21 protein-coding genes are annotated in these 19,471 nt (G+C 65.0%); 11 read left to right on the forward strand and 10 right to left on the reverse strand.

The window, feature by feature from the left end:
* Positions 1-5: 5 nt before the first annotated feature.
* Positions 6-1,805 carry a YbaL family putative K(+) efflux transporter gene (gene ybaL / locus FJ430_RS08910; protein WP_181175565.1) on the reverse strand — a complete coding sequence of 600 codons (1,800 nt, stop codon included), beginning with the start codon at positions 1,803-1,805 and terminating at the stop codon, positions 6-8.
* 37 nt (positions 1,806-1,842) lie between these two features.
* On the opposite strand from ybaL, the gene FJ430_RS08915 reads away from it, so the two are divergent.
* A complete protein-coding gene (locus FJ430_RS08915; protein WP_140658021.1) occupies positions 1,843-2,028 on the forward strand; it encodes a hypothetical protein in 186 nt (61 codons plus the stop codon).
* Here the strand turns inward: FJ430_RS08915 and FJ430_RS08920 are convergent.
* The gene (locus FJ430_RS08920) at positions 2,016-2,456 is read right to left on the reverse strand and encodes a host attachment protein (protein ID WP_140644587.1); all 441 of its coding nucleotides are present in this window, start codon (positions 2,454-2,456) and stop codon (positions 2,016-2,018) included. The genes FJ430_RS08915 and FJ430_RS08920 overlap by 13 nt on opposite strands.
* A gap of 417 nt (positions 2,457-2,873) precedes the next feature.
* Here FJ430_RS08920 and cysG point away from each other — a divergent pair, with 417 nt between their 5' ends.
* The 7 genes from cysG to FJ430_RS08955 all read left to right on the forward strand — a co-directional run bounded on the left by cysG (position 2,874) and on the right by FJ430_RS08955 (position 9,098).
* Positions 2,874-4,322 carry a siroheme synthase CysG gene (gene cysG, locus FJ430_RS08925; protein WP_140710182.1) on the forward strand — a complete coding sequence of 483 codons (1,449 nt, stop codon included), beginning with the start codon at positions 2,874-2,876 and terminating at the stop codon, positions 4,320-4,322.
* On the forward strand, positions 4,319-4,612 hold the full coding sequence (locus tag FJ430_RS08930) for a DUF2849 domain-containing protein (protein WP_140710184.1): 294 nt from the start codon (positions 4,319-4,321) through the stop codon (positions 4,610-4,612). The genes cysG and FJ430_RS08930 overlap by 4 nt, the downstream gene beginning before the upstream one ends.
* A 43-nt stretch (positions 4,613-4,655) precedes the next feature.
* Positions 4,656-6,326, forward strand: coding sequence for a nitrite/sulfite reductase (locus FJ430_RS08935; protein ID WP_140658025.1), 1,671 nt, complete (start codon positions 4,656-4,658; stop codon positions 6,324-6,326).
* Positions 6,301-7,065, forward strand: coding sequence for a phosphoadenylyl-sulfate reductase (locus FJ430_RS08940; RefSeq protein ID WP_140658027.1), 765 nt, complete (start codon positions 6,301-6,303; stop codon positions 7,063-7,065). Before FJ430_RS08935 ends, FJ430_RS08940 begins: the two co-directional genes overlap by 26 nt.
* 167 nt (positions 7,066-7,232) lie before the next feature.
* Positions 7,233-7,766 carry a DUF934 domain-containing protein gene (locus FJ430_RS08945; RefSeq protein WP_140710186.1) on the forward strand — a complete coding sequence of 178 codons (534 nt, stop codon included), beginning with the start codon at positions 7,233-7,235 and terminating at the stop codon, positions 7,764-7,766.
* Positions 7,767-7,844: 78 nt separating this feature from the next.
* Entirely contained in the window at positions 7,845-8,282 is a 438-nt protein-coding gene (locus FJ430_RS08950; protein ID WP_181175566.1) for a GMC oxidoreductase, read from the forward strand.
* 195 nt (positions 8,283-8,477) lie between these two features.
* A complete protein-coding gene (locus FJ430_RS08955) occupies positions 8,478-9,098 on the forward strand; it encodes a DJ-1/PfpI family protein (protein ID WP_140644581.1) in 621 nt (206 codons plus the stop codon).
* A gap of 21 nt (positions 9,099-9,119) precedes the next feature.
* On the opposite strand, the gene FJ430_RS08960 is transcribed toward FJ430_RS08955, so the two are convergent.
* Complete coding sequence (locus FJ430_RS08960; RefSeq protein ID WP_319023000.1) at positions 9,120-9,287, reverse strand: hypothetical protein; 168 nt, start codon at positions 9,285-9,287, stop codon at positions 9,120-9,122.
* A 250-nt stretch (positions 9,288-9,537) separates the two neighbouring features.
* Between FJ430_RS08960 and grpE the strand changes: the two genes are divergently transcribed.
* Together grpE and FJ430_RS08970 are read left to right on the forward strand one after the other, a co-directional pair.
* Positions 9,538-10,170, forward strand: coding sequence for a nucleotide exchange factor GrpE (gene grpE / locus FJ430_RS08965; RefSeq protein WP_140644579.1), 633 nt, complete (start codon positions 9,538-9,540; stop codon positions 10,168-10,170).
* 101 nt (positions 10,171-10,271) lie between these two features.
* Positions 10,272-10,904, forward strand: a complete 633-nt coding sequence (locus tag FJ430_RS08970; protein ID WP_140710188.1) for a trimeric intracellular cation channel family protein — start codon at positions 10,272-10,274, stop codon at positions 10,902-10,904.
* A gap of 148 nt (positions 10,905-11,052) precedes the next feature.
* Here the strand turns inward: FJ430_RS08970 and FJ430_RS08975 are convergent, their stop codons facing one another.
* From FJ430_RS08975 to FJ430_RS09005, 7 genes are all read right to left on the reverse strand, one after another.
* A complete protein-coding gene (locus FJ430_RS08975; RefSeq protein ID WP_140644577.1) occupies positions 11,053-11,940 on the reverse strand; it encodes a GNAT family N-acetyltransferase in 888 nt (295 codons plus the stop codon).
* A 183-nt stretch (positions 11,941-12,123) separates the two neighbouring features.
* The gene (locus FJ430_RS08980) at positions 12,124-14,406 is read right to left on the reverse strand and encodes a PAS domain-containing hybrid sensor histidine kinase/response regulator (protein ID WP_140710190.1); all 2,283 of its coding nucleotides are present in this window, start codon (positions 14,404-14,406) and stop codon (positions 12,124-12,126) included.
* Between the two features lie 123 nt (positions 14,407-14,529).
* Complete coding sequence (locus FJ430_RS08985; protein WP_140710192.1) at positions 14,530-15,519, reverse strand: MDR family oxidoreductase; 990 nt, start codon at positions 15,517-15,519, stop codon at positions 14,530-14,532.
* A 54-nt stretch (positions 15,520-15,573) separates the two neighbouring features.
* Complete coding sequence (lspA, locus tag FJ430_RS08990; protein WP_140710194.1) at positions 15,574-16,062, reverse strand: signal peptidase II; 489 nt, start codon at positions 16,060-16,062, stop codon at positions 15,574-15,576.
* Positions 16,063-16,072: 10 nt separating this feature from the next.
* Positions 16,073-16,933, reverse strand: a complete 861-nt coding sequence (locus FJ430_RS08995; protein WP_140710196.1) for a TrmH family RNA methyltransferase — start codon at positions 16,931-16,933, stop codon at positions 16,073-16,075.
* Positions 16,934-18,016 (reverse strand): class I SAM-dependent rRNA methyltransferase, encoded by a 1,083-nt coding sequence (locus FJ430_RS09000; protein WP_140710198.1) that lies wholly within the window; start codon positions 18,014-18,016, stop codon positions 16,934-16,936. It abuts the gene before it with no gap.
* Positions 18,017-18,104: 88 nt separating this feature from the next.
* Positions 18,105-18,590: a DUF1772 domain-containing protein gene (locus FJ430_RS09005; RefSeq protein ID WP_140710200.1), complete on the reverse strand. Its 486-nt coding sequence runs from the start codon at positions 18,588-18,590 to the stop codon at positions 18,105-18,107.
* Between the two features lie 101 nt (positions 18,591-18,691).
* On the opposite strand from FJ430_RS09005, the gene FJ430_RS09010 reads away from it, so the two are divergent.
* A complete protein-coding gene (locus tag FJ430_RS09010; RefSeq protein ID WP_140710202.1) occupies positions 18,692-19,402 on the forward strand; it encodes a helix-turn-helix transcriptional regulator in 711 nt (236 codons plus the stop codon).
* The last annotated feature ends 69 nt before the right edge of the window (positions 19,403-19,471 follow it).

The raw sequence follows: 19,471 nt of genomic DNA on the forward strand, positions 1-19,471 counted from the left end.
GCCAATCAAGCGGGCTGCGGGTTGATCTCCATGGCAGGCCCGGCCCGATCGACGGTCTTGCCGGTCACCACCTCGACGATGCCGCGGGCGATCTCGCGTTCGCCCATGATGACGGTGTCGGCGCCGAGGCCTTTCAGATGCTCGACCTCGGCGTCGGAATGCGCGCGGGCAATGACGTTGATCGCCGGATTGGCCGCGCGGGCCCTGAGCACAACCTGCCCCGCCTCGAAGGCGTTGGGGATGGCGAGGATAAGCCGCCTGGCGCCTTCCGGGTTGGCGGCCGAGAAGACGTCCGCATTGGCGGCGTTGCCGGCAACGGTTTCGACGCCGTCGTCCCGCAGCTTCGCCAGCGTCTTGTCGGCATCCTCGATGACCAGGAAGGGCAGGGCGGCTTCCTTCAGAGCCGCGCCCACCAGGCTGCCGACGCGGCCATAGCCAATCAGGATGGAATGGCCGGCAAGCGCCGTTTTCGGTGGCGGGCCGTCTTCCTTACCCGGGGCCGACACCGAAGCGACCTGGCCGGGCTCGGTCGCCGGGCCGATTGGTCGCTGCTCCACGGCCGGCGCGGCATCCTTGCCGGCACGCTTTTCCAGCCAGGGTTTCATCCAGTCCACGATCAGGAACATCAGCGGATTGAGCAGGATCGACAGGATGGCGCCGGCCAGGATCAGGTCGCGGCCCTGCTCTGGCAACAGTTTCAGGCCGACGCCAAGCTCGGCCAGGATGAAGGAAAATTCGCCGATCTGGGCAAGGCTCGCCGAAATCATCAGCGCGGTGGCGATCGGGTAGCGGAAGACAATGACGATGACGAAAGCAGCGATCGACTTGCCGATGACGATGATGGCCAAAGTGGCGAGGATGGGCAGGCCGTTGCTGATCAGGCTGAACGGGTCGAACAGCATGCCGACCGAGACGAAGAACAGCACCGAGAAGGCATCGCGCAGCGGCAGCGATTCTTCCGCCGCGCGGTGGCTGAGCTCGGATTCGCTCATGATCATGCCGGCGAAGAAGGCGCCGAGCGCCAGCGAGACGCCGAACAGGTTCGCCGCGCCAAAGGCGACGCCGAGCGCGATGGCAAGCACCGCGAGGCGGAACAGTTCCCGGGAGCCGGTATGGGCGACATAATGCAGGATCCAGGGAATGACCCTGCGGCCGACCACCAGCATGACGACGACGAAGGCGGCGACCTTGGCGAGCGTGATGCCGACCACGCCCCATATGCCGTAGCTGGCAGGCAGCGAGAGCAGGCTCGCATGGTCGTCGACCTGGGGCTGGCCGCCGAGCACGCCGGCGAGCGCCGGCAAAAGCACCAGCGCCAGCACCATGGCGAGATCCTCGACGATCAGCCAGCCGACGGCGATGCGGCCGCGCTCGGTCTCGATCAGCCGCCGCTCCTGAAGTGCGCGCAAAAGCACCACGGTCGAGGCGACCGAAAGCGCGAGGCCGAAGACCAGGCCGGCCCCCAGCGACCAGCCGAGCAGCCAGGCAAGCCCAACGCCAAGCAGCGTCGCAAAGCCGATCTGCACGATGGCGCCCGGCACGGCGATGGCGCGGACGGACAGAAGGTCCTTCAGCGAAAAATGCAGGCCGACGCCGAACATCAGAAGGATGACGCCGATTTCCGCGAGCTCATTGGCAAGGCTGGCATCGGCGACGAAGCCGGGCGTGTTCGGGCCGACAAGGACGCCGGCGACAAGGTAGCCGACGAGCGGCGGGATGCGGAACCGGTTGGCTAAAGCCCCGAAGACAAAAGCAAGCCCCAGACCGGCTACGATGGTGGCGATAAGGGGTGTGTCATGCGGCATTGTCTATGGAGCGCCTTTCAAAAACTGACGATGTCGGATGAGCGTCGTCCAAAGGGTCGACGCCTCCTGGCAATATGGCGGGGAGAGCGGCGATGATGCAACCATCGCCGCGCAGAATCGCAACGGCGCGCGCTGGAAAATCGGCGCCGCGCCGCCAAAGAGACGGCTCTTAGACCAATCAGGCTTCGAAGCTGCGTTCGTTCCGCCGCTTCATGCCGCCTGAAGCAGGTTCTCGATGTCGGAAATGGTGTGGTTGGTGAGCGTCTTCGGGATTTCCGCCTGTACCTTCTCACCGACCTCCTTGTGCAGTTTCTGGCGCATCTCGCCAAGCACCTGCGGCGGTGCGATCAGCACGACCGCGTCGAACTCGCCACGATGCGCGAGCTTGTAGAGCCGGTCGGCAATCTCGACGGCGAAGCGCTCCTTGCCGAGACGGTGCCAGTCGGTTTCTTCGACGGCGCTGCGCGGACCCTCGTTGCTCTGGCGGCCTGGCTTGTCGCTGCCTTGCTCGCGCGTGGCGGGGTTCTCCTGCTCCATCTCCTGCACCACTTCCAAATTCGGGAACTTGCTGTCGCCCTGGTTGCGCAGGAAGAGCGCCTTCTCGCCATCGGCCACGACGACCCATAATCCGTGCTTCAGCTTGATGCTCATCGCGTTCCTCCTTGCTTGCATGATTGCCGATCGATGGAGCTTCGGATCGACAAATGGATTGCTAAGCAAACGAGCCGCGAAGCATGATTGTTCCGATCTGGCGGCCGCGCTTAGATCACTCTCAGCCGACGAGGCTGGCGCCGAAACAGCCGAGGCAGGCTTTAATCTACTAACTTAGTAGAATTTAGAAAAAACTGTTTTGCAGCTTTCCCCGTCCGGCGCTAAAAATTACGACGGATCAAGGCAGTTTCTTATGCCGCTCTGGCGGCTTCACTCCCAAAGTAGAATATTTTTCTCTTGCCTTTCGCGGTTGCGAAAAAGCGATTGCCTGCCGTTCGGCGGCGCGCGAGTGCTTGCCTTCTGATTTTTGGCGTGGCCGCGTAAAACTGCCAAACTGTTCCACTATTGCTCATCGCCATGTCGCCAGCCAACGCCAAGCTCAATGCCTTTCCCGTCTTCATGCGGGTCGACGGCGAAGCCGTAGCCATTGTCGGCAATGGCGAGGAGGCGCTTGCCAAGGCGCGGCTACTTTCGCAATCGAGCGCGGTGCCGCGCATCGTTGCCGACAATGCCAGCGACGGCCTGCTGGATTTCATCGCGTCGGCCGGCGCCGTTCATATCAACACGGCCTATGAGGCCGTGCATCTCCAAGGTGCCGTCCTGGTGTTCGCGGCCAGCGGCGATGAAGCGGTCGACCGCCGCGTCGTCGAGGACGCACGTCGGCTGGGCATCGCGGTCAACGCCGTCGATCGTCCGGAGCTTTGCGATTTCTTCACACCGGCGCTGGTCAACCGGGCGCCGGTGGCGATTGCCATCGGCACCGAAGGCGCCGGACCGGTCCTGGCGCAGATGCTGCGCGGGCGCATCGACCGCATGCTGTCGCCGTCGCTTGGCCGGCTGGCGGCGCTTGCCGCTTCTTTCCGCACTGCCGCCGAGACGCTGCCGAAGGGCCATCGCCGCCGCCGTTTCTGGAGCGATTTCTTCGCCGGCGCGCCGGCCAAGGCCATCGAAGCCGGCGAATTCGCTCAGGCGCATGGCGCGGTGGTCGCGCTTTTGGCCCAGGATGCTCCGGTTGAAGGACATATCGCGCTGGTCGGCGCCGGTCCGGGCGCGGAGGACCTTTTAACTTTGCGCGCGCATCGCCTGCTGATGGAAGCCGATGCCATCGTCTACGATGCGCTGGTGCCGGAGGCGATCGTGGCCATGGGCCGCCGCGACGCCGAGCGCCTGCCGGTCGGCAAGCGCAAGGGCTGCCATTCCAAGAGCCAGGCTGAAATCAATGCGCTGCTCATCGAACTCGGCCGTGCCGGCAAGCGCGTGGTGCGGCTGAAGTCCGGCGATCCGCTGGTATTCGGACGCGCCGGCGAGGAAATGGCAGCACTTCGCGAGGCCGGGATCGCCTATGAAGTGGTTCCGGGCGTCACCGCCGCCTTTGCCGCCGCCGCCGATTTCGAGCTGCCGCTGACGCTGCGCGGTGTTTCGTCGTCGATGGTGTTCACCACCGGCCACGATCTCAAGGGCAACTCGCTGCCCGACTGGGCCAAGCTCGCCATCTCGGGCGCGACTGTCGCCGTCTATATGGGCCGTTCGGTCGCGGCCGAGGTCGCCGGCCGGCTGATCGAAGCGGGGCTGTCGCCGGACACGGCGGTTGCCGTCGTCGAGAACGCCAGCCTCGGCGAGCGCCGCCGTTTCCACGGCACGCTTGCCGACCTGCCGTCGCTGGAGGAGCGCGCCGATCTCACCGGACCGGTGATGACGATCATCGGCGATGCGGTCGCCGGCGCCAATTTTGAACAATCCGAGCCGCTCGCGGCACACAAGCATGAGGGCGCGGCTTCAGCCATGGCCGAAGGAGTCCGGCAATGAAGGTTCTCACCGCGAACAGGCTCTCCGACGGCATCGCCGTCTGGTACGCCGATGGCGGCTGGGCGGAGACGGTCGGTCATGCCGATATCGCGCATGACAAGGCGGCGGAGGACCGGCTGGAAGCGATCGGCGCCGCTGCCGCCGCCAACAACGAAGTCCTGGACGTCAACGTGATCGACGTCACGGTTGTCGATGGCTTGGTGGAGCCGGTGCGGTTGCGCGAGAAGATCCGCGCCGCCGGCCCGACCATCCATCCCGATCTCGGCAAGCAAGCGGCGCGGGCGGTTTAAATCCAAGGTAGGCAGCGGGCGGACGCGCCCTGAAAGACGAAGCATGTACCGTTACGACGAGTTCGACCACGATTTCGTTCAGGCCCGTGTCGCCGAGTTCAGCGACCAGGTGAAGCGCCGGCTTGCCGGCGAAATCAGCGAGGACCAGTTCCGGCCGCTCCGGCTGATGAACGGCGTCTATTTGCAGTTGCATGCCTATATGCTGCGCATTGCGGTGCCCTACGGCACGCTCAACAGCCGGCAATTGCGCATGCTCGGCCACATCGCGCGCAAGTACGACAAGGGCTACGGCCATTTCACCACGCGCCAGAACCTGCAGTTCCACTGGCCGGCGCTCGCCGACGTTCCGGCGATCCTGGCCGATCTCGCCAGCGTCGAGATGCATTGCATCCAGACCAGCGGCAATTGCATCCGCAACGTCACCGCCGACCATTTCGCGGGGGCGGCCGCGGACGAGGTCGCCGATCCGCGTCCCTACGCGGAAATCCTGCGGCAATGGTCCTCGGTCCATCCGGAATTTTCGTACCTGCCGCGCAAGTTCAAGATCGCGGTGACGGGCGCCGAGCGCGACCGGGCTGCCATCCAGGCGCATGACATCGGCCTGCACCTGAAGAAGAACGCGGCCGGCGAACTGGGTTTTGCCGTTTATGTCGGCGGCGGCCTGGGCCGCACGCCGATGATCGCCAAGAAGATCCGAGACTTCCTGCCGGAGGCCGAGTTGCTGTCCTACTGCACGGCGATCCTGCGCGTGTACAACCTCTACGGCCGCCGCGACAACAAGTACAAGGCGCGCATCAAGATCCTGGTGCACGAGACCGGCGTCGAGGAGATCATGCGGCAGATCGAGGCCGAATGGCAGGAGCTCAAGGACACCGATTTGAAGTTGCCGGAGGCCGACATCCAGGCGATCAACGCCTATTTCGCGCCGCCGGCGCTGTTGGCCCGGCCGGAAGGCGATGCCCTCGTCAAGCAAGCGCGGCTCGATTCCAAGAGCTTTTCGGAATGGCTCGACCAGAATGTCGTGACGCATCGCCATCCCGACTACGCGGCGGTGACGATTTCGCTCAAGGGCATCGGCGAGGTACCCGGCGATGTCACCGACAGTCAGATGGAGGCAGTCGCCGACATCGCAGAGAAGCATGCGTTCGACGAATTGCGCGTCAGCCACGAGCAGAACCTGATCCTGCCGCATGTGGCGCGCGCCGATCTGAAGGCGGTCTATGACGCGCTGGTCGAGATCGGCCTGGCGACCGCCAATTCGAACCTGATCAGCGACATCATCTCCTGCCCGGGCCTCGACTATTGCGCGCTGGCCACGGCGCGTTCCATTCCCGTGGCTCAGGAAATCTCACGCCGCTTCGCCTCGCTCGAGCGGCAGCGCGAGATCGGCGAATTGAAGCTGAAGATCTCCGGTTGCATCAACGCCTGCGGTCACCACCATGTCGGCCATATCGGTATCCTCGGCGTCGAGAAGAAAGGCTCCGAGCTCTACCAGGTGACGCTCGGCGGCTCGGCCGACGAGAACACTTCGGTCGGCGAGATCATCGGCCGTGGCTTCTCCTCGGAAGAGATCACCGATGCCATCGAGCAGATCGTCGATACCTATCTTGGCCTTCGGCTCAATCCCGCAGAACGTTTTATCGACGCCTACCGCCGTGTCGGTCCCGCGCCGTTCAAGGAGGCGCTCTATGCTGGCGAAACCAAGGCCGCTTGACAGGGTAGTCGGCGTCGAGGCCGGCGTTGCCGCGGAAGCGGCGGGGTTGGACGCGCTGCTCGGCCATCTGAAGCCGATCGAGATCATCGAGCGCTCGGCGCGCGAAGCCTTCCGCGGCGAGGTCGCCGCGGTGTCGTCCTTCGGCGCTGACTCCGCCGTGCTTCTGCACATGATCTCGGAGATCGACCGAACCTTGCCGGTGATCTTTCTCGATACCGGCAAGCATTTCGAGGAGACGCTCGGCTATCGCGACGCGCTGGTCGCCGATTTCGGCCTGACCGATGTCAGGGTGATCAAGCCGGAGGAGGCGGCGTTAGAACGTGTCGACCCAACCGGCAGGCTGCATGAGACCAACACCGACGCCTGCTGCAATGTGCGCAAGGTCGAGCCGCTGGCGCGCGGCGTCGAGCCGTTCCGCGCCTGGTTCACCGGGCGCAAGCGCTTCCAGGCTTCGACGCGCGCGGCACTGCCCGTCTTCGAGGCGGTCGGCTCGCGCATCCGCATCAACCCGCTGGCGCATTGGACGACCGCCGACCAGGCCGACTACATGCGCGCGCATGCGCTGCGCGAAAATCCGCTGGTCGCCTATGGCTACCTTTCGATCGGCTGCTTTCCCTGCACGCAGCCGGTGCAGCCGGGCGAGGATGCGCGCAGTGGCCGCTGGGCTGGCCACGCCAAGACCGAGTGCGGCATTCACCTCTCCGGTTTGGAAAAGTCGCTGACCGACGCCTCACTTTAGGCTATGCCGATAGTCAGGTGAGGCCGGCCTGCGAACGGCGGCTTCCTGCGCTTCCGGTGCTCACGTACTTGAAGTACGCTCCGCTCCGGGTCTCGGAAGCCACCATTCTCGGCTCGGCTTGACCTGACTCTCGACATACCTTGGATTTTTGAACTTTAGGATTTTTGATGACTGGATCGACGACGGGGGGGACCCGCCTCTGGACCCCGGATGGTTTTCGCGAGGATGAGTGGACGCATGCCGAAAGCGCCGAGGCGCTGGCCGGCAATGGCCGCTTCATCCTGCCGCTGCAGGTCTTCCTGGGGCTGGACGAAGAGGTCCGCAAGTCGGCGCGCGAACGCCTTGGCGTGCTGCTGCAGCCTGGCGACGAGCTCGACAAGATAACCGGCCTGCTGGACCAGCTGTCGCTGGTGGCGCTCGCCTTCCCCGCCTTCAATGACGGCCGCTCCTTTTCCAAGGGCGAATTGCTGCGCGCCCGGCATGACTTCAAGGGCGCGGTGCGCGCCACTGGGCAAGTTCTGGTCGACCAGCTGCCGCATATGCTGCGGCTCGGCTTCGACGAGTTCGAGGTCTCCAATCCGGTGCTCTTGAAGCGCCTGGAGGAAGGCCGCACCGGTGGCCTGCCGGTCTATTACCAGCCGGCCGTGGAAGTGGAGCCCAAGGGTCCAAAATATTCGTGGCGGCGCAAGCGTCCCAGCTGACGCCGCGGCATCTTTGCAAGCCACGCCGGCGGGCATTCTCTCAGGTGAACGGACGGAAACATCCGCCGGCAGGAGAGGATGCGCTACGACTATGTCATCGCCGGCGGCGGCTCCGCCGGCTCGACGCTTGCCGCCAGGTTTTCCGAAGACCCGTCGAAGACGGTCTGCCTGCTCGCCGCTCTTCTGCTCAAGGGCGTGCGGATGACGCGCGCCATATTGGAGGCGCCGGCGCTGGCAAAGTATCGCGCCAGGGAGATCTACAGCGCCGGCGCTTCAAGCGATGCTGAATTGATGGCGCATATCAGGGCGCGCGCCGACACGATCTACCACCCCGCGGGCACCTGCAAGATGGCGTCGACGACATGGCCGTGGTCGACCCGCAGCCCAAGGTGCGCGGACCGGGGGTTGCGCGTGGTCGACGCCTCGGTGATGCCGACCCTGATCGGCGGCAACACCAATACGCCGACGATCATGATCGCCGAGAAGGCCGGGGACATGATCCGGGCGACCACCTGACGCTTGGTTTCTTGGTCGGACCAGCCTCTTCGATTTTCCCGGCATGGCGTCGTTCGTGTATGCCGGCCGGTGCAATCAAATCCATCTGGTCAGACCACTTGTGCGATTTTGACTTCCCCTCCCGTTATCTTGCCCTTAGGATAGGGTCATTATTTCGTGCCGCGAAATAAATAGCCAGCTAAGGGAGGAAACGGCATGGCAGGCAAGAAGATATTGATGCTCGTTGGCGAGTTCAGCGAGGAGTACGAGATTTTCGTCTTCGAACAGGCCATGCACGCGGTCGGCCACACCGTCCATGTCGTGTGCCCGGACAAGAAGGCCGGCGACGTGCTCAAGACCTCATTGCACGACTTCGAGGGCCACCAGACCTATACCGAAAAACTCGGCCACGACTACATCCTCAACAAGACCTTCGCCGAGGTGAACCCGGCCGACTACGACGCGGTCTACGCGGCGGGCGGGCGCGGGCCGGAATATATCCGCATCGACAAGCGCGTGCAGGCGCTTGTCAGGCATTTCCATGAGACCGGCAAGCCGATCTTCACCATCTGCCATGGCGCGCAGATCCTGATCGCGGTCGACGGCGTGGTGCGCGGCAAGGAAGTGGCGGCGCTGCATTATTGCGAGCCGGAAGTGACGCTTGCCGGCGGCATCTATATCGATGTCGCGCCGACCGGCGCGCATGTCGACGGCAATCTGGTCTCAGCCAAGGGCTGGCCGGGCCTTGCCGCCTTCATGCGGGAATGCCTGAAAGTGCTCGGCACCGAGATCCGCCATGGCGAAGCGCTGATGCGTGACGACCGGAAGGCGGCCTGAATCGTCAGTCGCGGCGCGCGGCTACCGCCGCCGCCCGCCGCCTGCATTCTCAGCCTCTGCGCCGCTGAGGCGGTCAAGCAGGTCGCTCAGTTGCCGGGGCACTTCCTTTTCCAGGCGAAATGCGGGCAAGGTGCGCAGAAAGCGCTTGGTCGCTTCGCTGCCCGCCTGCCGCCTGATATCGTTGGCCAATTCGGCGCGCCTGTTGCCTTTGTTGCCGTTCATAGCCCCAAAATCCTGTGTTGGCTTCGAAACTCCTCCAGCCCGCTTATGGTTCCCGCAACGGCATTTGAGGGCAAGCAAAGCCGCGTGGTACGGTAAAATTTGAATTAATTTGGAATGGCAGCCCGACATCGGACGCCAGCGCTTACCCCTTGATTTTTCGCTTCCAAACCTCGATATCGGGCGCAAATCCAGACCAATCCGAATGACGGGAAACGCGATGAGCGACCAGGCAAAAGACGAACGCACGCCCGAAGACATGGAAGCCACCCAGGCTTCCGGCGAGCGTGCGGAAGGTGGCGTCGACGGCGACTACGAAGCGCTTGTGCGGCTGCTGAAGGAAAACGAGGAACTGAAGGACCGCGCGCTGCGCACGGCGGCCGAAATGGAGAATTTGCGGCGGCGCACCGCGCGCGACGTGCAGGACGCCCGCGCCTACGCCGTCGCCAATTTCGCGCGCGACATGCTGTCGGTGTCCGACAATCTGCGCCGCGCGCTGGATGCGATCCCAGCCGAGGCGAAGGCTGGCGGCGACGCCGGTTTCAAGGCGCTGATCGAGGGCGTCGACCTCACTGAGCGCGCCATGCTTTCGGCGCTGGAACGCCATGGCGTGAAGAAACTCGCGCCCGAAGGCGAGAAGTTCGATCCGAACTTCCACCAGGCGATATTCGAGGTGCCCAATCCGGAGGTTCCGGCCGGTACCGTCGTCCAGGTGGTGCAGCCGGGCTATTCGATCGGCGAGCGCGTGCTGCGGCCGGCGATGGTCGGTGTCGCGAAGGGCGGCCCGAAGACGGCCGCCGAGGCCAAGGTCGAGCCGGGTCCGGTGAACGAGCAGGCCGAGAAGGACGCTTGATAGTGAGTAGCGAATAGGGAGTAGTGAGCAGGGGCTGATATTTATCCGCGGCTTCGTGCTATTTCGCTACTCACTATTCGCTACTCACTACTCGCTCAGCCATGAACCCCATCGCGTTGCTCGACTATGCCGGCGTCGCCGTCTTCGCGGCGACGGGCGCGCTTGCCGCGTCGCGCAAAGAGCTCGACATCATCGGCTTCCTGTTCCTGGCCAGCGTCACCGGCATCGGCGGCGGGACGCTGCGCGACGTCATCCTCAACCTGCCGGTGTTCTGGGTCGCCAACAGCGGCTATGTGCTGATCTGCGCCGTGGTCGCGGTGCTGGTCTTCTTCAGCGCCCACCGGTTCGAATCCCGCTACAAATTGCTGCTGTGGCTCGATGCCATCGGACTTGCCGCTTTTTCGGTGATGGGCGCGGCCAAGGGGCTGGCGATCACCGGCTCGCCCGTCGTGTCGGTCATCACCGGCGTCTTGACGGCGACCTTCGGCGGCATTTTGCGCGACCTGCTAGCCGGCGAGCCCTCGGTTCTGCTCAGGCCCGAGATCTATGTCACGGCCGCCCTTGCCGGCGCCACAATCTTCACACTTGGCGATCTTGCCGGCCTGCCTGCGCTGGTGTCCAGCCTGCTCGGCTTCGCGGGCGCATTCGCGGTGCGCGGCGGAGCGCTTAAATTCGGCTGGTCGTTTCCGGCCTATAAGAGCCGGCCGGGGCGAAGGCCGGAGGATATTCCCTGAGGGAGTAGGGGTTAGTGAGTAGGGGTTAGTGAGTAGTCAGTAGTCAGTAGTCAGTAGTCAGTAGTCAGTAGTGACAAAGCTCGAGCGATGGTGTCCACCACTACTCACTACTCACTACTCACTACTCACTACTCACTACTCACTGGAATCACGCCGCGAAACGCTGCCCTTCGCCGCCATAGTAGTTGACGTAGCGGGCGCCGATCTCCTTGACCGGCATGACGACGAAGACGTCGACGGTCGAGAATTCGTGGTCGATGACGCAGCCGTCGCCGATGCGGGCGCCGACGCGCAGATAGCCCTTGACCAGCGGCGGCATGGCGGCGATCGCCGCCTTGGTGTTCACCGCCTCGATCGGCATCAGGTCCATGGAGCAGTAGCGTCCCGGAACCGCGCGGACATCCCACGCGGAATCGGTGCGGCAATGATGGGCGAGATAGGTCAGCGCCTCGGCATGCGCCGCCGGCACGATGCCATGGAAGGAGGCGCAGCCCGTCATCACGCCGATGCCGTAATGGTTGATATAGGCCCAGATGCCTTGCCAGAGCGCCTCGATGGTGCGCTTTGAGCGGTATTCCGGCAGAACGCAGGAACGGCCGAGCTCGAGGAAGCGCTGGCCGGGATGCCGCGCGATCAGCTTGGTGAGCTCAAATTCGCCTTCGGAATAGAAGCCGCCGGCGGCCGTGGCGATCTCCTGCCGCAGCAAGCGGTAGGTGCCGACGATGCGGCGATGCTCAGGACCGGGAAGGGAGGTATCGGACACAAGAAGGTGATCGCAGAGCGGGTCGAACCGGTCGGCGTCGCGCCGGTCCTGCGCCTGGAACAGGTCCTTCCTCGCGCCAAGCTCGTCGTAGAATACCCGGTAGCGCACTTCCTGGGCGGCGGCGATCTCGGCCTCGTTGCGGGCGAGCCGCACTTCGAGATTGCCGATGCGGCCCAGCGGAGCGCCGCTTGCGACGGCGTCGGCGGTACGGGCGGCGAGCAGGGCGCCGCCGGCATTCGGCCGAGTGTCACATTCAGGCACGACTGTATGCACGAGTGATTCTCCTTCGAGCCATCCCTCTTGGCACGGGGATACGGTGTAGGTGCAACAGGATTGTGACAGTACCGTGATACGACGTGGCGGGCAATACTTTGTCGGCTGGGCAATACACTCAACCGGCTATCTTGTGATCGCGAAAGCCAAGCAAGCCAAGGTGTTCAACGGTTAGAAATTTCCTCAGGCGGCAACCTGGCCCTCGACCGCCTGGACGAGCGCGTCCGGGTCGAGCGGCTTGGTCACGAAACCGCTGGCGCCATGGGCGAGCACGGCATGCCGGGTCTTTTCCTGGCTGTCGGCCGAAAGCACCATGATCGGAATCGGGGGCATGGCCAGGGACTCTTCATGGCGACGGATGGCGGCGATCGCGTCCAGCCCATCCATGACAGGCATATGCAGGTCCATCAGCACCACGTCGAAGCGGAACTTGAGGCCGGCATCGGTAACGGCATCGACCGCGGCCTTGCCGTTGCCGACGATCTTGACGCGGTGTCCGGCCTTGAGCAGCGTGGCGCGGGCGAGCATGGCGTTGATGTCATTGTCTTCCGCGATCAGCACCGACAGGCCCTGGTCGCGCTTGCGCACCGAGGGGGCACCGCGCGGCTTCGGCAGCGGCTTGGCTAGCGCCGAGCCATGGCTGGTCAACAGCACACGCAGCAGGGTCTCGCCCCGCACCGGCCGGGCCAGGAAGGTGGCATAGCCGCTGGCCCGGAATTCGCCGAGCATGCCGCGATCCGTCGGCGCAATCAGGGTGATGGCCTCGCAGTCGGCAAAGCCAGAATCGCGCAGCCGCTTGAGCAGCCTCCCGTCGCTGTTTTCGAGCGCGGCATCGATCAGAAGGACGTTGCAGCCTGCAGCGAAGGTGGCGGCCTGGCCCGGTGTCGCGGCAACCTCGACGATGCCGCCATGGGCCTTGATCGCGCGGGCGATGGCATCGGCCTCGATGGCGTTTTTCGACACGATTACGGCCCGCCGGTCGGCAAGGATGTTGTGGCGATGCGGCGGCGGCTCGGTCGCGGCGACCGCCGGAAGCTCCAGGACGAATTCGGATCCTTCGCCGAGCCGGCTCGAGACCGAGATCGAGCCGCCCATCGCCGTCGCCAGCCGCTTCGAGATGGCAAGCCCGAGGCCGGCGCCGCCATGCACCCTGGTCGAGGTGCCGTCGGACTGCTCGAATTCCTCGAAAATGCGCTCCATGTCCTCTTCGCGCAGGCCCGGGCCGGTGTCGGCGATGGTGAAGCAGATACGGTCGGTGGTTTCGCTGCGGGCGCGCGCCACGGTCAGCAGCACCCCGCCCGTGTCGGTGAACTTCACCGCATTGCCGATGAGGTTGAGCAGCACCTGGCGCACGCGGCCGGGATCGGCGGTGATCATCTGCGGCACATCGGGCTCGACATGGCAGCCGAGGCCGATGTTCTTGGCGAAGGCCTTTGCGGCCAGAAGCTCGATGATGTTGTCGGCGATCTCACGCAGTGAGGTCGGCTGGGGCTCGGGTTCGAAGCGGCCGGCCTCGATCTTGGAATAGTCGAGCAGGTCCTCGATGAGCGCGAGCAGCGCGCTGGCCGAGGTGGAAATGGCGCCGACATAGGTGCGCTGTTCGGGCGAGAGGTCGGTATCGGCAAGCAGCTTCGCCATGCCCATGATGCCGTTCATCGGCGTGCGGATCTCATGGCTGACGGTGGCGAGGAAGCGTGACTTGGCCTGGCTGGCATATTCGGCCCGTTCGCGCGCGGTGATCAGCGAGGATTCGGCGCGCTTGCGGGCGGTGATGTCGCGGGCGATCGCCCGGTGCGAGACCGCGCCCGTGTCCTTGTCGCGCACCGACAATTCGATCCAGGAGAACCAGCGTGGTCCGTTCGGGGTGCGGATCGCGACATCCGTCGAGCTCAGGCATTCATGATCGGAGAAGGCGGCGTCGGGAACGATGCCGACATCGATGCCAAGCTCAGACAAGGTCTTGCCGGCAAGATCGCGCGCATCGAGCTCGACAAGCGAGGCAAAGACGCTGTTGGCATAAACGATGTGGCCGTCGCGATCGCGATGGACGACGAGGTCGCCCAGCGCGTCGATCAGGCCGCGGAAGCGCTCCTCGCTCTCCTGCATCTCCCACATGCGGTCGGCGAGGGTTTCGATCTCGGCGCGGCTGCGCGCGGCGGTCTCGTCGAGAAGCGCTGCGGTGCGGCGCTCATCGCGACGGCTGCGCAGATGCATGGCCAAGCCCGCAAAGGCTATGGCGGCGAGGCCGGCGGTGATGATGAGCGGCGCTCCGGTGAGATGCGCGAGCCCCGCCATGATGGCGATGGCGGCAACGATCGTCAGGAAGGGCAGGCCGTCGTGGCTGGCCCCCGGCAGGTCGGGAGCCAGCGGCGGCGCGACGAGCACCTGCCGCTTCGGCGCATCGGGGATGAGCCTGTGAGCGCCAGCGGCTTTGCTGTCCTGTCTGATGTCGGAGTCCGCGACCATGCGCAGATCATGCCAGACAGAAATTATGGAAGGCTGGGAGGGATCGTTCGAATTTTAGCTATTTGAGCGGATCCGGCTGTCCGCATGCGCGGGCGAAACCGAGCTTCGCGAGGTCGTTGCGAGCTACATATCGACAACGACGCGCCCCCTGACCTTGCCTTCGACGATATCGCGCGCGGCGGCGACAATGCCGTCGAAACCAATCGTGCGGGACAACGTCGACAGCTTCTTGGAGTCGAGGTCGGTGCCGATGCGGCGCCATGCTTCCAGGCGTACCGGCTTCGGCGCCATCACCGAATCGATGCCGAGCAGCGAGACGCCGCGCAGGATGAAGGGCGCGACGCTTCCCGGCAGATCCATGCCGCCGGCCAGGCCGCAGGCGGCGATCGCGCCGCCATAGGAGGTCATCGACAGCACATTGGCCAAGGTATGGCTGCCGACCGAGTCGACGCCGCCTGCCCAGCGCTCCTTGGCGAGCGGTTTCGCGGGCTGGCTGAGCTCTTCGCGCGAGATCACCTCGGCCGCGCCCAGGTCGATCAGATAGGGGCTCTCGGCGTTGCGGCCGGTCGAGGCGATGACATGGTAGCCGAGGCTCGACAGGATCGAGATGGCGACCGAGCCGACGCCGCCGGCAGCGCCCGTCACCACCACGGGACCGCGGTCCGGCACGATGCCGTGCCGCTCCAGCGCCATGACCGAGAGCATTGCCGTGTAGCCCGCCGTGCCGACAGCCATCGCATCATGCGCGCTCATGCCCTCGGGCAGCGGCACCAGCCAGTCGCCCTTGACGCGGGCGCGGCCGGCATAGGCGCCGTAATGCGTCTCGCCGACGCCCCAGCCGTTGAGGATTACCTTGTCTCCCTTGCGCCAGTCGGCATGCGAGGAGGAGATCACGGTGCCGGCGAAATCGATGCCTGGAACCAGCGGCCAGCGGCGCACGACCGGGGCCTTGCCGGTGATGGCGAGCCCGTCCTTGTAGTTCACCGTCGTCGCCTCGACGGCGACAGTGACATCGCCTTCCATCAGGTCGGCCTCGGCGAGGTCGACGACATCGACGGACTGCTTCTTGTCCGCATCGCGCGAAACGAGGATGGCTTTGAAGGTATCCGACATTTTTTTCTCCTCGGTTCTGGCTGTTGAGAAGTCTGCGGTTTCAACCGCGTGAGGTCAATTGCCCGGATCCTGCGGCTTGGCCTCGCGGCCCCAGCCGATCAGTTCGTCGAAGACGACAAGCGCTGCGCCGACCGAGATGAAGGTGTCGGCGAGATTGAAGACCGCGAAGGACCAGACGGGCGTGTGGAACAGGATGTAGTCGATGACGTGACCGTAGACGGCGCGGTCGATGAGGTTGCCGAGCGCGCCGCCGATGATCAGCGCAAAGCCGATACGAGCGACGACATGGCCGGCTTGCGTGCGCGTGGCGAGATAGAGCACGAAGGCGACGACGAGCACGGCGATGACTACCAGGCCGGTATCGCCGAAGGACTCGAACATCGAGAAGGCGATGCCGGTGTTGTAGGTGCGAAACAGCGCCAGGAATGGCAGCAGATCGACCTTCTCCTGAAAGGCGAGACCGTTCTCGACCAGCTGCTTGATCCACTGGTCGAGCGCAATGGCGATGACGACCAGCACGACGTAAGGCGACCAGTATTTCATTTGGCGGTTCTCATCGGATGTCATTGGCAGGCTCGAGCTTCAACGCGCCGCGCCGGATCTCGAACAACATCACGCCGGTGGCGACCGCCAGATTGAGCGAATCGGCCCGGCCTGCCTGGGGAATTCTGAGCAGCCGGTCGCAGCTTTCGGCGAGACTGTCCGGCAGGCCCTGTTGCTCGTTGCCCATCAGCAGCAGGACCGGTCCCCTGGAGAAATCGACCGAGCGATAGTCGACCGCGCCCTTGAGATGGGTTCCGGCGACAAGGCCGGAGAAATCGCGGCGCCAGGCGAGGAAGGCCTGCTCGGTCGCCCTGGCGACCGGCACGGCGAAGATCGAGCCCATGGTGGCGCGCACCGTCTCCAGCGAGAACGGGTCGGTGGTGTCGCCGACCAGGATGACGCCCTTGGCGCCGACGGCGTCGACGGTGCGGATCACGGTGCCGAGATTGCCGGGGTCGCGCACCCGGTCGAGCGCCACCCAGACATCGCCATCCCTGGCGCGGATGTCCTTCAGCGGCACCGTCTGCTGCGCGAAGACGCCGACCACCATTTGCGGGTTCTCGCGGCGGGTGATGGCAGCGAGCACCTTTTCGGAAACTTCGAGCACCATGCCGCCGGCGGCGACGGTCCTCGCGGCGACCTTTTCGACGGCCGGGTTGCCGCGTCCGGCCTTGGCGAAGACCAAGGTCCTGATCGACCAGCCGAGGTCGAGGGCATCGATGACCAGCTTCAGGCCCTCGGCCATGAAGGCGTTCTGCTGGTCGCGGAATTTCTTGAGCGCCAGCGCCTTGATGTCCTTGACCAGGGGATTGGCAAGGCTGGTGACTTCCTTGACCTGCCCGACCGGGCGAGCGCCGTCATGTGCCGTCATTCAAGCCACCCAGCGCGAGAACAGCGAAGTCGACAGCGCGCGGCCGGCGGATTTCTCGCGAATGATCAGCTCGCCGGATTCGACCGTGCCGCCCATACCGGCGAAAGTATCGCGCATCAGCGCATGGATGGCGAAGAAGGAAGCGCGGATCGAATAGGCGGTGAGGACGACGGCGAGCGGTTTCGGCGTCAGGATCGAGCGGCAAAGCTCGGTGAGGCCCGGCAGGTCCTCGAACAATTGCCAGACCTCGCCCTTGGGTCCGCGGCCATAGGCCGGCGGATCGAACAGCACGATGTCGTAGCGGCTGCCGCGGCGTTCCTCGCGCTCGGCGAATTTCATCGCGTCCTCGACGATCCAGCGGATCGGCTTGTCGGCAAGGCCGGCCATCTCCTGGTTCTCGCGCGCCCAGCCGATCGCCTTCTTCGAGGCATCGACATGGGTGACCTCGGCGCCGGCGCGAGCCGCCACCAGCGAGGCAAGCCCCGTATAGCCGAAAAGGTTCAGCACCTTGACCGGACGCTTCGCCGACGCGATCAGCCCCGCCATATGGTCCCAATGCGAGGCTTGCTCCGGAAAGACGCCGACATGGCGGAAGGATGTGAAGCGGCCGAGATAATCGATGCCGTCATGCTTCATCGGCCAGGTTTCGCCGAGCGGCGCCTTCGGAAAGCGCCAGCGGCCGATGCCTTCCTCGTCGGTGTCGCCGGTGAAGATGGCGTCGGCGCGCTCCCACTCCTTCGCCGGCAGGGCCCGCTGCCAGATCGCCTGGCCTTCGGGCCGCATGATGCGGTACGGGCCGTATTGCTCGAGCTTCTCACCGGCGCCGCTGTCAAGCAGGGCGTAATCGGCGTTTGGCGCGACTTCGAGGATCAACGGCAGGCGCTCGGCAGGCAACGCGCCTTCGCGGCGCGCGAGCACGCGCGGCGCCGGCTTGGCTTCCTGCCGCTCCGCCGGTTTCGTTTCACGGCGCTCGGCAGGTGCGGCCTGCTGCCGTCCGGCCGCGAACGCATCACGCGGGCGGGGCTGTTCCGCCCTTGCGGGATGCGGTCGGCCATCGCGGCGTTTGTCGCGAAAAGATTTCAAGAAGGGTCATCTCCGGCGGTTCGGCCCGCTTCTGCCACAGCTCAGCCCACCGGCGCAACAAAGCCTGCCTCATTCAATGGTGCTGTCATCAACCATGCCGGATGCCGAGCAGGCCGAAACAAAGCGAAATGAAGCCAAGCGCCTTCGCCGCGGCCACCGCCATGTGGCCGGTCTCCCAACGCAGCCGGACGGCTTCGAAATTGTCCGGGATCGGTCCGGGCGCCCAGGTCGCAAGAATGTCGTTGGCCGGTTTGACCAGTCCGAACCAGAGCGCCAGCGAGACGGCATAAAGCACTGTGGCGGCGAGCACGAGCCAGAAGGCTGTCGCTTGGCCGCGCAGCATCCAGGCAAGCAGCGCCGGGCAGAGGATCGCAGCGATATCGAGCGGCGCTCCAATGACGGCAAAGAGCAGAAACTGACCGTTGAAGACCGTCGCCTCTCGCCAGAGCGCCGGCGACCATTTCGTCAGCCTGGGCAGCGATTCCAGCACATGGGCAAAGGACGGCCCAAGGCTGAGCGCCGCGACGAAAGCGGTCAGCACCGACCAGAACAGCAGGGTCCCGCGCATCTCCATTGTGGGGAGAACGGGAACGGGACGCGGGCGTTCCGTGGCAGAAGGTCGCTTGCCGCGATGTGCAGGCCAGCCCTATTGTCCGGCACGCCGGTTAGCCATTCATGTCCCGTTCAGCCCGCCTGCTCGACCTCGTCCAGATCCTTCGCCGCCACCGCCGGCCGGTGAGCGGCCGCACGCTTGCGGACGCAATCGGCGTGTCGATCCGCACGCTTTATCGCGACATCGCGACGCTGCAGGGGCAGGGCGCGCCGATCGAAGGCGAGGCGGGGCTTGGCTATGTGCTGAAGCCCGGCTTCATGCTGCCGCCGCTGATGTTCAGCGACGAGGAGATCGAGGCAATCGTGCTCGGCTCGCGCTGGGTGGCGAAGCAGCCGGACAAAAGGCTGGCGGCCGCCGCGGCGGATGCGCTGGCCAAGATCGCGGCGGTGCTGCCGGATGATCTGCGCGACGATCTCGACGCGACGACACTGCTCGTCGGGCCGCGCTCGGAAAATGCCGAAGCGATCGACCTCGGCATGGTGCGGCAGGCGATCCGGGACGAGCGCAAGCTTGGCTTCCTCTACCGTGACGCGGGGGGAGCGGCATCGAAGCGTCTGGTCTGGCCGTTCGCGCTCGCCTTCTTCGACAAGGTGCGGGTGATGGTGGCGTGGTGCGAAACGCGCCAGGATTTCCGGCATTTCCGCGCCGACCGGATGTCCGGCCTGACAGCGACAGACATCCGCTATCCGCGCCGCCGCCAGGCGATGCTGAAGGAGTGGCGGGCGAGCCTTGACGCGCCCGGCCGGAAACGCGCGAAAGACGCTTCCGGCTGATCGCTGCTGCCAGAATCTGACAGCAGGTTCGCATATCGTCTCCAAGGTTCAGACACTTTGGAGATCAGA

This window comes from Mesorhizobium sp. B2-8-5 (genome assembly GCF_006440675.2).
Lineage (GTDB): Bacteria > Pseudomonadota > Alphaproteobacteria > Rhizobiales > Rhizobiaceae > Mesorhizobium.

Coding starts and splice junctions, on each gene's coding strand:
- ybaL (WP_181175565.1), bottom strand. CDS start 1,805: ATGCCGCATGACACACCCCTTATCGCCACCATCGTAGCCGGTCTGGGG.
- FJ430_RS08915 (WP_140658021.1), top strand. CDS start 1,843: ATGAGCGTCGTCCAAAGGGTCGACGCCTCCTGGCAATATGGCGGGGAG.
- FJ430_RS08920 (WP_140644587.1), bottom strand. CDS start 2,456: ATGAGCATCAAGCTGAAGCACGGATTATGGGTCGTCGTGGCCGATGGC.
- cysG (WP_140710182.1), top strand. CDS start 2,874: ATGTCGCCAGCCAACGCCAAGCTCAATGCCTTTCCCGTCTTCATGCGG.
- FJ430_RS08930 (WP_140710184.1), top strand. CDS start 4,319: ATGAAGGTTCTCACCGCGAACAGGCTCTCCGACGGCATCGCCGTCTGG.
- FJ430_RS08935 (WP_140658025.1), top strand. CDS start 4,656: ATGTACCGTTACGACGAGTTCGACCACGATTTCGTTCAGGCCCGTGTC.
- FJ430_RS08940 (WP_140658027.1), top strand. CDS start 6,301: ATGCTGGCGAAACCAAGGCCGCTTGACAGGGTAGTCGGCGTCGAGGCC.
- FJ430_RS08945 (WP_140710186.1), top strand. CDS start 7,233: ATGACTGGATCGACGACGGGGGGGACCCGCCTCTGGACCCCGGATGGT.
- FJ430_RS08950 (WP_181175566.1), top strand. CDS start 7,845: ATGCGCTACGACTATGTCATCGCCGGCGGCGGCTCCGCCGGCTCGACG.
- FJ430_RS08955 (WP_140644581.1), top strand. CDS start 8,478: ATGGCAGGCAAGAAGATATTGATGCTCGTTGGCGAGTTCAGCGAGGAG.
- grpE (WP_140644579.1), top strand. CDS start 9,538: ATGAGCGACCAGGCAAAAGACGAACGCACGCCCGAAGACATGGAAGCC.
- FJ430_RS08970 (WP_140710188.1), top strand. CDS start 10,272: ATGAACCCCATCGCGTTGCTCGACTATGCCGGCGTCGCCGTCTTCGCG.
- FJ430_RS08980 (WP_140710190.1), bottom strand. CDS start 14,406: ATGGTCGCGGACTCCGACATCAGACAGGACAGCAAAGCCGCTGGCGCT.
- FJ430_RS08985 (WP_140710192.1), bottom strand. CDS start 15,519: ATGTCGGATACCTTCAAAGCCATCCTCGTTTCGCGCGATGCGGACAAG.
- lspA (WP_140710194.1), bottom strand. CDS start 16,062: ATGAAATACTGGTCGCCTTACGTCGTGCTGGTCGTCATCGCCATTGCG.
- FJ430_RS08995 (WP_140710196.1), bottom strand. CDS start 16,933: ATGACGGCACATGACGGCGCTCGCCCGGTCGGGCAGGTCAAGGAAGTC.
- FJ430_RS09005 (WP_140710200.1), bottom strand. CDS start 18,590: ATGGAGATGCGCGGGACCCTGCTGTTCTGGTCGGTGCTGACCGCTTTC.
- FJ430_RS09010 (WP_140710202.1), top strand. CDS start 18,692: ATGTCCCGTTCAGCCCGCCTGCTCGACCTCGTCCAGATCCTTCGCCGC.